Genomic DNA, 12,783 nt, shown 5'->3' with positions numbered 1-12,783 from the left:
GCATGCGGACGCTATCGGGCATCCAGCCCACCGGAAATTTGCACCTCGGCAATTATCTGGGCGCGATTCGCAACTGGGTGCGGATGCAGGACGATATGCCGGGGGAAAAGCTTTACTTCCTCGCGGATCTTCACGCGATCACCGTCCACAACGACCCGGCCGAGCTCACCGCGAACACGCGCGAAATGGCGGCGGCGCTGATGGCGGCCGGTATCGACCCCGACAAGGCGATCCTGTTCAACCAGGCGCGCGTCCCCGCGCATGCCGAACTCGCCTGGCTGCTCTTCTGCACCGCGCGGATCGGCTGGCTCAACCGGATGACGCAGTTCAAGGAAAAGTCGGGCAAGAACCGCGAGGGCGCGAGCGTCGGCCTCTATGCCTATCCGGTACTGCAGGCGGCTGACGTGCTGCTCTATCAGACGACGCATGTCCCCGTCGGCGACGATCAGAAACAGCATCTCGAGCTCGCGCGCGACATAGCGACCAAGTTCAACCTCGATACCGGGACCGAGACCTTCACGCTTCCCGAGCCGACGATCCCGCCGACCGCGGCGCGGATCATGAGCCTGCGCGACGGGACGGCGAAGATGTCGAAATCGGACCCGAGTGACGCGAGCCGGATCAACCTGATCGACGATCCCGATACGATCATGGCGAAGATCCGGAAGGCGAAGACCGATCCCGAACCGCTGCCGTCCGAAGCCGCGGGGCTCGAAGGTCGGGCCGAGGCGGCCAATCTCGTTTCGATATATGCCGCGATGGCCGATGAAAGCGTCGATCAGGTGCTCGCGCGCTTTGCGGGGCAGGGGTTCGGGGCGTTCAAGCCGGCACTCGGCGAATTGCTCGTCGAGACGCTGCGGCCGATCGCGACGCGCTTTGCCGAATTGAAGGCCGATCCGGCGGCGATCGACGCGGCGCTGGAAGCCGGCGCGGCGCGCGCCGCGGCGCTCGCCAAGCCGACGCTCGATGCCGCCTATGCCGCGCTTGGGCTCTGCCGTTAAGCCTTCGTCTCATTACGAAAAATCTTGTTTGCCGGTTCCACCTCCCCATATCGGGGAGATGGAACCGCCGCGCGACGAAGCGGGTTCAACCAAGGTTAAGTCGCATCGATATAGTCATGCTATAAAAGGCGCCGTGTGTGCCGATCCGAATCACGGAGCAGAGACATGAGCAAGATCAATTTCCGGCATCTCGGCCTGGCCGCCATGACGGGTGCCGCACTGGCGCTCGCAAGCTGCGCGACGCCTTTCAAGGCCGATGTCGCGCGCTTCCAGACGCAGCTTCCCGCGCCGCAGGGCCAGAGTTTTGCGATCGAGGCGAGCAATCCCGCGTTGCAGGGCGGCATCGAGTTCGGCCAATATGCCAATCTCGTGGCGGGCGAACTCACCCGCTACGGCTATCGTCCTGCCAGTAGCGGGGAGCGCCCGGACCTTGTCGTCCGCATGGACTATGGCGTCGACAAGGGCCGCGAGAAGGTCGTCTCGAGCCCCGGCTTCGGCGATCCATGGTACGGCGGCTGGGGTCCTTCCTATTATCGCCCCGTGATCGTCCGCGGTTCGGGCGGCCGCCGCTATGTCTATGGCTATCGCGACCCCTTCCTGTGGGGCGGTTTCGGACCCGGCTGGGGTTATAACGACGTGTCGAGCTACACCGTCTACACCAGCGGCCTCAACCTCCAGATCAACCGCGCCGCCGATGGTTATCGCCTGTTCGAAGGCCATGCCGAAGCGCAGTCGCGCGACAATAATCTGCAGGCGATCGTCCCGAACCTCGTCGAGGCGATGTTCACGGGCTTCCCCGGCAATTCGGGCGAGCGCGTGCGCATCACCGTGGCGCCGCCCGAAAAGGGCTGATCGCCAAGCGGCAAGCGACAAGAAAAAAGGCCCGGCTTCCCCAGGGAAGCCGGGCCTTTTCCTTGGTGCGACCCAATCAGCTGTTCAGGCTGCGCCGGATGGCGGCAATTTCGGCGTCGAGTTCGCTGTCGGCGACGCGCAGCGCCTCGACCGTGCGTACGGCGTGAATCACCGTCGAATGGTCGCGCCCGCCGAAGCGGCGACCGATCTCGGGATAAGAGCGCGGCGTCAGTTCCTTTGCGAGATACATCGCGACCTGACGCGGGCGGGCGACGGCGCGGACGCGGCGCTTCGAGGCCATTTCCGACTTGTCGAGACGGTAGTGAGCGCACACTGCGCGCTGGATCTCGTCGATCGTGATCCGCGGGCGCGCGCTGCGAACATTCTCCGCCAGCCGGTCTTCGGCGAGCGCGAGGTCGACCGTCGTGCCGGTGAGCGCGGCGTAGGCGAGCAGCTTGTTGAGCGCGCCTTCGAGCTCGCGGATGTTGCGGGTGAAATGCTTGACCAGATAGGCAACGACCGCGTCGGGCACCTCGACCATCGGCATCGCGGCGAGCCGCTGGCGGATGATCCGTTCGCGAAGATCATCCTCGGGCGCCTCGATGTCGGCGACGAGCCCGCCCGACAGCCGCGACAGGAGCCGTGCCTCGACCCCGTCGAGCATCGCCGGCGGCCGGTCGGCGGTGACGACGAGGCGCTTGCCCGCGGTCATCAGGTCGTCGATCGTGTGAAGCAGCTCTTCCTGCGTCGAATTCTTTCCGATCACGAACTGCAGGTCGTCGAGCAGCAGCAGGTCGGCGGCGCGCAGCCGCGCCTTGAACGCCATCATGTCGCCGCCGCGCATCGCGCCGACGAATTCGAGCATGAACTTCTCGGCCGACATCAGGATGATATTCGCGGTCGGGTGCGACGCGGCATAATCCTGCGCGATCGCCTGAAGCAGGTGCGTCTTGCCCTGACCGGTACCCGAGCAGAGATAGAGCGGGTTGAACTGCGGTGTCTCGGCCATCGCCATGCGCCGTGCGGCATTGGCGGCGAGAATGTTCGAGCGCGCGACGACGAAACGGTCGAACGAGAGGCGCGGATCGAAACCGAGCAGGGCAGGGTTCGCGGCGGGGGGCGGTTGCGGCGCCTCGAACGCGGGGAGCGGCTGCGACGACAGGGCGGTCGCACGGTCGGCGGCCGCTGCGCCGCCGCGCACCGTTACCCCGCGCACCGTGGGCAATTGCTGCCGCCACGCGAGTTCGAGCCGTTCGCCAAAGCGTTCGTTGATCCAGTTTGCCGAAAAGCGGCTGGCGGTCTCGAGCGTCACGACGCCCGAAAGCGCGCAATAGTCGGCAAAGCGGACCGGCTTCAGCCAATGGTCGAAGGTGCGCGCGCCGAGGTCGCGGCGCAGCCCCTCTGCGACGCGCGGCCAGAGCGTAGCGGCGTCTCCACCACTCACAGCTCCATCCCTTGCGTCCATCCCATGCCGATTCCTGCTTTGTATCACCCTTGTCGCCCCCTGAAGTCCCCCACCGTCCAGACGCTTCGCGCGGCCTGCGCACATACTGGTCCGTCACAGCCCACGCCTAGGGCGCAAGCATCCTGTCCCGGACACGCAGTCCGAAAAAGAACGAATCATGTCGATGTGGCGGCCGCCAGCGAAGGCCGACGACACCCCTGTCTAGGCAGGCGGTGCCGAGTCGATCAAGGGGCGCTCATGTAAAAATACTGAAATAAAAATCTTGACTCCCGATGGGGTCAGGAATCGCGCCAAGATCAATTTTTATTCAATAATTTCAATGCATTATTTGTGACATCGTTTGTGACGCTAGCGAATCGCGAGAATTCCGTGACTTACCGCGCTGCAACACAAATGCCATCGCCGAGTCACAAAGTGGGCCATAAAAAAGGACCCGCCGACTGGGTGCCGGCGGGTCCTTTTTGTTCCCTTTCGGGACAATGGGTTCAGGCGATCGCGCGGTTAGGCGATCGCGTTCACGCTCTTGGTCAGGCGCGCATATTTGCGGGCGACCGTGTTCTTGTGGAGCACGCCCTTGGCAACGCCGCGCGCCATTTCGGGCTGCGCCGCCTTCAGCGCGGTCGCCGCAGCGTCCTTGTCGCCCGAAGCGACGGCGGCCTCGACCTTCTTAACCAGCGTGCGGATGCGCGAAACGCGATTCTTGTTGATCGTGGCACGCGCCTGGTTGCGGCGGATGCGCTTCTTTGCCTGCGGCGTATTGGCCATAAATTCCTCTAGTCTTTCAAACGGTCTACATGGTCGGAGCACAGCCTCAGCGGAGCAGCCGAATCGCGCGAAAGCAGCGAATCAATGTCCGGATGCGGCCGGTTCCGGACGACCGGACCCTGCTCGAAGGGTGCGCCCATAGCCAGATTGTCATTTCGGGTCAACCGCGAAACGCCCCTAACGCTGGCATTTCGGGCAATGAAAGGTCGAGCGGCCGCTCTGCACCGTGCGCGCGATCTTGCCGCCGCATTCGCACGTCCCGCCCTCGCGGCCATAGACGCGCCAGTCCTTGGCGAAATAGCCCAGATCGCCCTCGGGGCTCAGGAAATCGCGCAAGGTCGATCCGCCCGCGGCGATCGCCGCGATCAGGACATCCTTGATTGCCGGCACGAGCGCGGCCAGTTTCGCCCTGGACACATCGGCCGCTGGCCTCAGCGGCGAAATCTTCGCCACGTTCAGCGCCTCGCAGACATAGATGTTGCCCAGCCCGGCGACGATTGTCTGGTCGAGCAGCATCGCCTTGATCGGCGCCCGGCGTCCCGCCAGCGCGCGCGCCAAATAGGCGGCGTCGAAATCGTCCGACAGCGGCTCGGGGCCCAATGACACGAAGGACGGGAACAGCGCGAGCGGGTCGCCGTTCACCAGGTCGACCGATCCGAACCGCCGCGGGTCGTGCAGGAACAGCCGGTGTCCCGCGGCCGTCTCCAGCAGCAGATGGTCATGTTTGCCCGCCTCGCCGCCCTCGGTCCGCCAGCGCCCCGACATGCCGAGGTGGAAGATCATATGGTCGTCGCGGTCGGTCGAGACGATGCCATATTTGGCGCGGCGCGACAGGCTGGTGACCGTCGCGCCGCTCAGTCGCTGCGCAAGGTCGGCGGGAAAGGGGCGGCGGAGGTCGGGGCGGAAGGTCGTAACGGCGACCAGCCTTTGCCCTTCGAGGAAGGGCGTCAGGCCGCGAACGGTGGTTTCGACTTCGGGAAGTTCGGGCATATCGACGAACCGGCTACGCGCCATTTGCTTGCGCTTCAACCCTTGGCTAAAGGCCGGTCAGACTTTGTTTCTCCCCGCATGAAAGCGCAATTGCATGGCCACTCCGGAAACCGTCAGCTTCGGCTATGAGCAAGTCCCCGCGGGCGAGAAGACCGCGATGGTCGGCGAAGTGTTCAGCCGCGTCGCGCGCAAGTATGACATCATGAACGATGCGATGTCGGGCGGTATGCATCGCCTGTGGAAGGATCGCTTCGTGCGCCGCGTCAAACCGCGCGAGGGCGAGACGATCCTCGACATGGCGGGTGGCACCGGCGACATCGCCTTCCGCATGGAGCGGTCGGGCGCCAGCATCACTGTCGCCGACATCAACCCGGACATGCTCGGCGTGGGCATGGAGCGCGCGGCGGAGCGCGGGATCGACACGCTCGTCTGGTCCGAACAGAATGCCGAGAAGCTCTCCTTTCCCGACCAGTTTTTCGACGCCTATACGATCGCCTTCGGTATCCGCAACGTCACCGACATCCCTGCGGCGCTGAAGGAAGCGCACCGCGTGCTGCGCTTTGGCGGGCGTTTCTTCTGCCTCGAATTTTCGACCAACGAATGGCCGGGCTTCGCACAGGTCTATGACGCCTATTCGCATCATTTAGTGCCGAAGCTCGGCAAGCTGATCGCCGACGACGAGGACAGCTATCGCTACCTGATCGAATCGATCCGCCGCTTCCCGCCGATGCCCGAATTCGCGCGGATGATCCGCGAGGCGGGCTTCACAGCGGTGAAGGTCGAGCCGATCATGGGCGGCCTCGTCGCGATCCACAGTGGGTGGAAAGCTTGACCCGACCGATCACCCATATTGCCCGCTTGCTGAAGTGGGGACGCATCCTCGCGCGCCATGGCGCGCTGCGCGGGATCGAGAGCGCGCCGCAGACCCCGCCGGGGGTCAAGCGCCTGTGCCGCATTGCGCGCTTCGGGACGATCCAGCCCGCGGTGCCCGACTATGCCGCGGCCTTTCAGGCGATCGGCCCCGCCGCGGTCAAGCTTGGCCAGACGCTCGCAACGCGTCCCGATCTCGTCGGCGAAGAGGCTGCGCGTAACCTGCTCACTTTGCAGGACGCGCTCGCGCCCGTCGCTTTCGACCGCATCCGGCAAGAAATCGAATCGACGTTCGAAGCTCCGCTCGAAAGCCTCTATAGCGAATTCGATCCCGAACCCGTCGGCTCGGCCTCGATCGCCCAGGTCCACCGGGCGGTGACGACCGACGGCCGCAGGGTCGCGGTCAAGGTCCGCCGCCCCGGTATCGACAAGCAGTTCGCGCGCGACATCGAAACCTATGAATGGGCCGCCGCGCATCTCGAGGCGCTTGGCGGCGAGGCGAGCCGCCTCCGCCCGCGGCAGGTGATAGCCAACTTCCGCCGCTGGACGCTGCGCGAACTCGACCTGCGCCGCGAGGCCGCTTCGGCGTCGGAGCTCGCCGACGCGATGGCGGCCGTACCGACTTACGAGGTGCCCGCGATCGACTGGGATCGCACCGCCAATCGCGTGATGACGCTCGACTGGATCGACGGCATCAAGATTTCGCACCGCGATCAGCTGGTCGCGGCGGGGCACGACATGGAGGCCTTGTCGGGCAATCTGGTGAACGCCTTTCTGCGGCAGGCGATCGCCGAGGGCTTCTTCCACGCCGACATGCACCAGGGCAATTTGTTCGTGAAGGCCGATGGGACGATCGCCGCGGTCGATTTCGGTATCATGGGGCGGATCAACCGGCAGGCGCGCTACTGGCTCGCCGAAATCCTTTATGGCCTGACAACGGGCAATTACCGCCGCGTCGCCGAGATTCATTTCGAGGCGCAATATGTGCCCGACTATCACAGCGTCGAGGAGTTCGCGACGGCGCTGCGCGCGGTCGGCGAGCCGATGCGTGGCAAGCCGGTGAGCGAGCTCAGCGTCGGTCAGATGCTCGACGGGCTGTTCGCGATCACGCGCGATTTCGACATGCAGACGCAGCCGCACCTCCTCCTTCTTCAAAAGACGATGGTGATGGTTGAGGGCGTCGCGACGATGCTCAATCCGAAGATCAACATGTGGGACGTTTCCGGCCCGTTTGTAAGCGAATGGATCCGCGACGAACTCGGCCCCGAAGCCGCGCTCGCCGATGGCCTCCGCGAACAGGGCAAGACGCTGGCGCTGATCCCCGACATCATTCGCCGCCTCGATCAGCAATTGCCCAAGAAAGGCGCCGCGCCGCCCGCACCGCCGCTGCCCGACATTCCCCTGATGTGGGAAAAGCGCGCGACGCGGCGCTGGTGGCGGTATGCGCTGACCGCGCTGGCAGGCGCGGCGGCCGGGGCGGCGGCTCTGAACTGGATGGGTTGAACGGGGAGCGATCTGCGCATAGATTATGCGCAAGGAGAATGGTGGTGAACCGTCCAGCGCGATTCGAAGGGCCCAAAAAGGCAACCAATGTTTCATTGAATGCCGAGCTTGTCGAAGAGGCGAAAAAGCTGGGCATCAACGTCAGCGATGCCTGCCAGTCCGGCCTTGCCGCCGAGGTCAAGAAGGCGCGAGACGCCGCGTGGAAAGAGGAAAACCGCGCGGCCATCGAGAGCTGGAACGAATATATCCGCAAAAATGGCATGCCTTATGACAAATACCGGCAGTTTTGATGGCGCGGTACGACGTTTATCCGGGCTCGCGCGGATTGGGCTATCTGCTCGACTGTCAGAGCGAATTGCTTGGCGATCTCGTAACGCGTGTCGTGGTGCCGCTCATGCCGGCCAAGGGTTTTGAACCGGTTCCCCGGCTCAACCCGGCCTTTGCCATCAATGGCGAGGAACTGATAATGGCCACCCAATTGATCTTCGCGATCCCGCGAGACCGTCTGCAACGTCCGATCGCCAATCTGGAAAGCGAGCATTTCACGATTGTCGGGGCGCTCGACGTCCTGCTGACGGGATACTGAAACGATGGCCAATCCCCGCATCCTGCTCATCGTCGGTGGCGGTATCGCTGCGTACAAGAGCATCGAACTCATCCGGCTGCTTCGCAAGTCGGGCTATGTCGTGCGCTGCGTGCTCACCCGCGCGGGCGAGCAGTTCGTGACCCCGCTGACGCTCGCCGCGCTGTCCGAAAATAAAGTATATACAAATCTTTTCGACCTGAAGGACGAGGTTGAAATGGGGCATATCCAGCTAAGCCGCGAGGCCGACCTGGTCGTCGTCGCGCCGGCGACCGCGGACCTGCTTGCAAAGATGGCGGCGGGCATCGCCGACGATATGGCAACGACGCTTTTGCTCGCGACCGACAAGCCCGTGCTCGCGGCGCCCGCCATGAACGTCCGCATGTGGCTGCACCCCGCCACGCGCCGCAACGTCGCGACGCTGCGCGGCGACGGTGTCACCGTGATGGAGCCCGACGAGGGCGAAATGGCGTGCGGCGAATATGGCCCGGGCCGCTTGCCCGAACCCGAAGCGATCAAGGCGGCGATCGACCGGACGCTCGCCAACGCGCCCGCCCCGATCCCGCTCGCCGGCCAGCCCGACTTCGCGCCCGCGAGCCATCGCCCGCTGTTCGGCCGCCGCATCCTGATAACCGCCGGCCCGACGCACGAGCCGATCGACCCGGTGCGCTACATCGCCAACCGCTCGAGCGGGAAGCAGGGCTTCGCGATCGCCGCCGCCGCCGCCGAAGCGGGCGCCGAGGTGCTGTTGATCGCCGGCCCCGTCGATCTGCCGACGCCCCCCGGAGTGATCCGGGTCGATGTCGAGACCGCGCGCGAGATGGCGGCCGAGGTCGAAGCGGGCCTGCCGGTCGACGCCGCGATCATGGTTGCTGCGGTCGCCGACTGGCGTGCGGCAGACACCGCGCCGCAAAAGATCAAGAAAGACGGCAGCGGCGCCGTGCCGCCGCTGGCGCTCGCCGAGAATCCCGATATTCTCGCCAGCGTCGCGAAAAGCCCGCAGCGCCCGCCGCTGCTGATCGGCTTCGCCGCCGAAACCAACGATGTGATCGCGCATGCCGAGGCCAAGCTCGCACGCAAGGGCTGCGACTGGATCGTCGCCAACGACGTCTCGGTCGACCCGATGGGGGGCGAGACGAACCGGGTACATATCGTTAGCAAAGCAGGCGTAGATAGTTGGGACCGGCTGCCCAAAAACGCGGTCGCCCGCAAATTGATGGAAAAGATCGCCGATGAACTCGCAACCCGTGCACCCGCTAATTCCGATTGAGATCGCCATCCAGCGCCTGCCGAACGGCGGCGGCCTGCCGCTTCCCGCTTATGCGTCGGGCGGCGCAGCGGGGATGGACGTCGTCGCCGCCGAAACGCTGACCCTGCGGCCGGGCACGCGCCACGCGGTCGCGACCGGCTTCGCGATGGCGATCCCGCCCGGTTATGAGGTACAGGTTCGCCCGCGATCGGGTCTGGCGCTCAAGCACGGTATCACCTGTCTCAACACGCCGGGCACGATCGACAGCGACTATCGCGGCGAAGTGAAGGTGATCCTCGCCAACCTGTCGGAGGATAATTTCGAGATCACGCGTGGCGACCGCATCGCGCAGCTCGTCCCGGCGCCCGTCCAGCGCGCCGTCTTTGCCGAGGTCGAGACGCTCGATGAAACCGCCCGCGGGGCCGGAGGCTTTGGGTCGACCGGCGTCGCGAGCGGCACCGGTGACGACGCGATCGAAGATGACAATATCCCCGAAAATGTCGGCTCGCTGTCCGCGATGAAACTCCGCCAGCCGGGCGAATAGGCGTTGCTGTCAGACGCCGAACTCGACCGCTATGCACGCCAGATCATCCTGCCCGCCTTTGGCGGCGCGGGGCAGGCGAAGCTGAAGACCGCGCATGTCGCGGTCATCGGTGCGGGCGGCATCGGTTGTCCGGCGATTACCTATCTTGCGGCGGCGGGCATCGGTCAACTGACGATCATCGACCATGATGTCGTCGAGCGCAGCAATCTCCAGCGCCAGCCTCTATTTGCCGACGCCGATATCGGATCCCCCAAGGCCGACGTCGCCGCCGACGCCGCGCGGCGGATCAATCCGCATGTCGAGGCCGTCGCGGTTCCCCGGCGGCTCGATGCGGGCAACGCCGATGCTCTGCTGACCGGTGCCGGCCTGATCCTCGATGGCTGCGATAATTTCGAAACGCGGCTGACCGTCAACCGCACCGCCGTTACGCTCGGAATTCCATTGCTCTCGGCCGCGATCGGCGCGTTCGAAGGGCAGGTCGCGCTCTATGAAGGTTGGCGGGAGGACAGCCCCTGCTATGCCTGTCTCGTCGGCGACGACCCCGACCGGCCCGGAATCAACTGCGCCGAACAGGGGGTGATGGGCGCGCTTGCGGGGATGATCGGGACGATGGCGGCGCTCGAAGCGGTGCGCGCGCTCACCGGATGGGGGCAGCCCCTGACCGGCAAGCTCGCGATCATCGACATGCTCGACCGACGCTGGCGCGAAGTGGCGGTGCCCAAGGATCCCGAGTGTCCGATATGCCGGGGCTGAGCATCATCGTCGCCTCGGCCGATGGCCAGCGCTTCTATGCCGCGCTCGAAGTCGCGGCGGCGGCGGCGGCGCTCGGCCGATCGGCGCGCATCTTCCTGCAGGGCGAAGCCGCGGCGCTGCTCCGCACACCCGTCGCGTTCGACGGCGACCCCGCGCGGCGCGCCGCGGGACAACCCGATCTCGTCTCGCTGATCGCCGAGGCGATGGCGATGGACGTGCGGCTGACCGTCTGTCAGTCGGGCATGGCGCTGGTGCGGATGACGGCAAGCGACTTGGTGCCGCAGGTCCGCGCGGGCGGTCTCGTCAGTTTTCTTGCCGACAGTGGGCCGAACGACCAGCTGCTAACCTATTAGGGATTTTTGCAGACTGTGATCGCGTCGGGTGCGGGGCGCTCGCCCTCGGGGACGAAGCGCGCGAGATAGCCGCCGGCGTGCGCCTTGTCGTTGTACGACACCAGCTTGTAGCCCACCGCCTCGAACTCGCAGACGAGCAGGCGGAAGGGGGTGCCGTGCTGCGCGATCGAACGGTCGCCGTCCACGACGATCACCTGCCCGCCGGCCCGCAGCGCCGGGCGCAATCGCCAGAGGAAGGCATAGGGCTCGCCGATCTCGTGATACATATGGACCATGAACACGCGGTCGAAGCTGTTCGCCGGCAGTCGCGGATCGTCGACCGCGCCGAGCTTGAGCGAGACATTGTCGAGCCGCTCGCGTGCGACCCGATCGGCGAGGCGCTCGATCACTTCGGGCTGGATGTCCTGCGCGAGCACGCGGCCCGTTGCACCGACGCGAGGGGCGAGGCGCACGGTGTAGTAGCCATCGCCCGCGCCGATGTCGGCGACGGTCATTCCCGGGCGGACGTCGGCCGAATCCATCACGTCATCGGCTTCGTTGACGCGGTCGCGCGCTTCCTCGGTCGACCATTTGGTCGAGGTGATCGGCGCAACCGGTCGATCTGCAGGCGGGAATTCACGCGCGGTCTCGATACGATCGCTATCCTCGTTCCACGGGCCGTCGCAGCCGCCAAGCAGCGGCACGAGGGCCAGCGCCGCGAGGACGCCGCGCATCATCAGTCGATGTCCTCCACCTCGACCTTTTCGCCCGTCACCTTCTGCGACAGCGCCGCCGCCATGAACGGATCGAGCGCACCGTCGAGGACGTCGCCCGGCGCGGTCGAGGTAACCCCGGTGCGCAGGTCCTTCACCAGCTGATAGGGCTGAAGGACGTAGGAGCGGATCTGGTGGCCCCAACCGATCTCGGTCTTCGCCTGATATTCGCCCGATGCTTCGGCCTCGCGCTTCTGCAGCTCGGCTTCATAAAGGCGCGCCTTCAGCATCCCCATCGCGGTCGCGCGATTCTTGTGCTGCGAACGGTCGATCTGCGACGCGACGACGATACCGGTCGGCATGTGGGTGATGCGCACCGCCGAATCGGTCGTGTTGACGTGCTGGCCGCCGGCGCCCGAGGCGCGATAAGTGTCGATCTTGAGGTCGCTTTCCTTGATCTCGATCTCGATATTGTCGTCGATCACCGGATAGACCCACACCGACGAGAAGCTGGTATGGCGCCGCGCCGAGCTGTCGTAGGGCGAGATGCGGACGAGGCGGTGGACCCCGCTTTCGGTCTTGGCATAGCCATAGGCATTCTCGCCCTTGACCAGCATCGTCGCCGATTTGATCCCCGCTTGCTCGCCCGCCTGATATTCGATCAGCTCGACCTTCATGCCGCGCTTCTCGGCCCAGCGGCTGTACATCCGCTGGAGCATTTCGGCCCAGTCCTGGCTTTCGGTGCCGCCGGCGCCGGCGTGGACCTCGATATAGCAGTCGTAACTGTCGGCCTCGCCCGCGAGCAACGCCTTGATCTTGTCGTCTTCGGCGCGCGCGGCGAGCGTCGCCAGCGCGGCGACGGCATCGTCGACCAGCGCCTCGTCGCCTTCCATCTCGGCGAGTTCGATCAGTTCGACCGTGTCGCCCATCTCCCTTTCGATCGCGCGCGTCGCGGTGATCGCCTCATCGAGGCGGCGGCGTTCGCGCATGACGTCCTGTGCCGCCTTGGGATTGTCCCACAGCGTCGGGTCCTCGACCTTCGCGTTGAGTTCGTCGAGGCGGCGCACCGCGCGGTCCCAGTCGAGGAAGCGGCGCAGCAACGCGAGGGCGGCCTTGATGGTATCGACATGATCCTGCGCTTCGGCGCGCATGGTCTTTGCTCC

Annotated in this window: 14 protein-coding genes and 1 pseudogene; 10 read left to right on the top strand and 5 right to left on the bottom strand. The window is 65.4% G+C overall.

Translation table 11 applies throughout. The annotated features are described in order from the left end of the window. Window positions 1-2 precede the first annotated feature (2 nt). Both trpS and ATE64_RS17835 read left to right on the top strand, forming a co-directional pair. Window positions 3-1,001 (top strand): tryptophan--tRNA ligase, encoded by a 999-nt coding sequence (gene trpS, locus ATE64_RS17840; RefSeq protein WP_058456312.1) that lies wholly within the window; start codon window positions 3-5, stop codon window positions 999-1,001. Window positions 1,002-1,166: 165 nt separating this feature from the next. Next, on the top strand, window positions 1,167-1,853 hold the full coding sequence (locus ATE64_RS17835) for a DUF4136 domain-containing protein (protein ID WP_058456311.1): 687 nt from the start codon (window positions 1,167-1,169) through the stop codon (window positions 1,851-1,853). Between the two features lie 76 nt (window positions 1,854-1,929). Here ATE64_RS17835 and dnaA read toward each other — a convergent pair whose 3' ends face one another. From dnaA to mutM, 3 genes are all read right to left on the bottom strand, one after another. Then, a complete protein-coding gene (gene dnaA / locus ATE64_RS17830) occupies window positions 1,930-3,297 on the bottom strand; it encodes a chromosomal replication initiator protein DnaA (RefSeq protein WP_231729165.1) in 1,368 nt (455 codons plus the stop codon). Window positions 3,298-3,819: 522 nt separating this feature from the next. Continuing rightward, on the bottom strand, window positions 3,820-4,083 hold the full coding sequence (gene rpsT / locus ATE64_RS17825) for a 30S ribosomal protein S20 (protein ID WP_058456309.1): 264 nt from the start codon (window positions 4,081-4,083) through the stop codon (window positions 3,820-3,822). A gap of 177 nt (window positions 4,084-4,260) precedes the next feature. Next, a complete protein-coding gene (gene mutM, locus ATE64_RS17820) occupies window positions 4,261-5,073 on the bottom strand; it encodes a bifunctional DNA-formamidopyrimidine glycosylase/DNA-(apurinic or apyrimidinic site) lyase (protein ID WP_058456380.1) in 813 nt (270 codons plus the stop codon). 94 nt (window positions 5,074-5,167) lie between these two features. On the opposite strand from mutM, the gene ATE64_RS17815 reads away from it, so the two are divergent. The 8 genes and pseudogenes from ATE64_RS17815 (at window position 5,168) to ATE64_RS17780 (ending at window position 10,928) form a co-directional block, all read left to right on the top strand. Next, on the top strand, window positions 5,168-5,905 hold the full coding sequence (locus ATE64_RS17815) for a class I SAM-dependent methyltransferase (RefSeq protein ID WP_058456308.1): 738 nt from the start codon (window positions 5,168-5,170) through the stop codon (window positions 5,903-5,905). Continuing rightward, complete coding sequence (gene ubiB, locus ATE64_RS17810; RefSeq protein WP_058456379.1) at window positions 5,902-7,446, top strand: 2-polyprenylphenol 6-hydroxylase; 1,545 nt, start codon at window positions 5,902-5,904, stop codon at window positions 7,444-7,446. The genes ATE64_RS17815 and ubiB overlap by 4 nt, the downstream gene beginning before the upstream one ends. Before the next feature lie 44 nt (window positions 7,447-7,490). Then, window positions 7,491-7,736 carry a type II toxin-antitoxin system CcdA family antitoxin gene (locus ATE64_RS17805; RefSeq protein WP_082657818.1) on the top strand — a complete coding sequence of 82 codons (246 nt, stop codon included), beginning with the start codon at window positions 7,491-7,493 and terminating at the stop codon, window positions 7,734-7,736. After that, window positions 7,736-8,032, top strand: a complete 297-nt coding sequence (locus tag ATE64_RS17800) for a CcdB family protein (RefSeq protein WP_058456306.1) — start codon at window positions 7,736-7,738, stop codon at window positions 8,030-8,032. The genes ATE64_RS17805 and ATE64_RS17800 overlap by 1 nt, the downstream gene beginning before the upstream one ends. A 4-nt stretch (window positions 8,033-8,036) precedes the next feature. Next, window positions 8,037-9,299, top strand: coding sequence for a bifunctional phosphopantothenoylcysteine decarboxylase/phosphopantothenate--cysteine ligase CoaBC (gene coaBC / locus ATE64_RS17795; protein ID WP_058456305.1), 1,263 nt, complete (start codon window positions 8,037-8,039; stop codon window positions 9,297-9,299). Further along, window positions 9,262-9,723, top strand: a pseudogene (dut, locus tag ATE64_RS17790) (dUTP diphosphatase); the annotation flags it as partial. The gene coaBC and the pseudogene dut, both read left to right, overlap by 38 nt. Before the next feature lie 102 nt (window positions 9,724-9,825). Next, window positions 9,826-10,575 (top strand): molybdopterin-synthase adenylyltransferase MoeB, encoded by a 750-nt coding sequence (gene moeB / locus ATE64_RS17785; protein ID WP_058456303.1) that lies wholly within the window; start codon window positions 9,826-9,828, stop codon window positions 10,573-10,575. Further along, on the top strand, window positions 10,563-10,928 hold the full coding sequence (locus ATE64_RS17780) for a DsrE family protein (protein ID WP_058456302.1): 366 nt from the start codon (window positions 10,563-10,565) through the stop codon (window positions 10,926-10,928). The genes moeB and ATE64_RS17780 overlap by 13 nt, the downstream gene beginning before the upstream one ends. On the opposite strand, the gene ATE64_RS17775 is transcribed toward ATE64_RS17780, so the two are convergent. Next, a complete protein-coding gene (locus ATE64_RS17775) occupies window positions 10,925-11,641 on the bottom strand; it encodes a class I SAM-dependent methyltransferase (RefSeq protein WP_156416606.1) in 717 nt (238 codons plus the stop codon). The genes ATE64_RS17780 and ATE64_RS17775 overlap by 4 nt on opposite strands. 2 nt (window positions 11,642-11,643) lie before the next feature. Then, window positions 11,644-12,771 carry a peptide chain release factor 2 gene (gene prfB, locus ATE64_RS17770; protein WP_058456300.1) on the bottom strand — a complete coding sequence of 376 codons (1,128 nt, stop codon included), beginning with the start codon at window positions 12,769-12,771 and terminating at the stop codon, window positions 11,644-11,646. Window positions 12,772-12,783: the final 12 nt, after the last annotated feature.

Source organism: Sphingopyxis sp. H073, assembly GCF_001468395.1.
Lineage (GTDB): Bacteria > Pseudomonadota > Alphaproteobacteria > Sphingomonadales > Sphingomonadaceae > Sphingopyxis.
This window is presented reverse-complemented; position numbering and strand designations above follow the sequence as displayed.

Coding starts and splice junctions, on each gene's coding strand:
- trpS (WP_058456312.1), top strand. CDS start 3: ATGCGGACGCTATCGGGCATCCAGCCCACCGGAAATTTGCACCTCGGC.
- ATE64_RS17800 (WP_058456306.1), top strand. CDS start 7,736: ATGGCGCGGTACGACGTTTATCCGGGCTCGCGCGGATTGGGCTATCTG.
- mutM (WP_058456380.1), bottom strand. CDS start 5,073: ATGCCCGAACTTCCCGAAGTCGAAACCACCGTTCGCGGCCTGACGCCC.
- ATE64_RS17775 (WP_156416606.1), bottom strand. CDS start 11,641: ATGCGCGGCGTCCTCGCGGCGCTGGCCCTCGTGCCGCTGCTTGGCGGC.
- ATE64_RS17835 (WP_058456311.1), top strand. CDS start 1,167: ATGAGCAAGATCAATTTCCGGCATCTCGGCCTGGCCGCCATGACGGGT.
- coaBC (WP_058456305.1), top strand. CDS start 8,037: ATGGCCAATCCCCGCATCCTGCTCATCGTCGGTGGCGGTATCGCTGCG.
- ATE64_RS17815 (WP_058456308.1), top strand. CDS start 5,168: ATGGCCACTCCGGAAACCGTCAGCTTCGGCTATGAGCAAGTCCCCGCG.
- ATE64_RS17780 (WP_058456302.1), top strand. CDS start 10,563: ATGCCGGGGCTGAGCATCATCGTCGCCTCGGCCGATGGCCAGCGCTTC.
- prfB (WP_058456300.1), bottom strand. CDS start 12,771: ATGCGCGCCGAAGCGCAGGATCATGTCGATACCATCAAGGCCGCCCTC.
- rpsT (WP_058456309.1), bottom strand. CDS start 4,083: ATGGCCAATACGCCGCAGGCAAAGAAGCGCATCCGCCGCAACCAGGCG.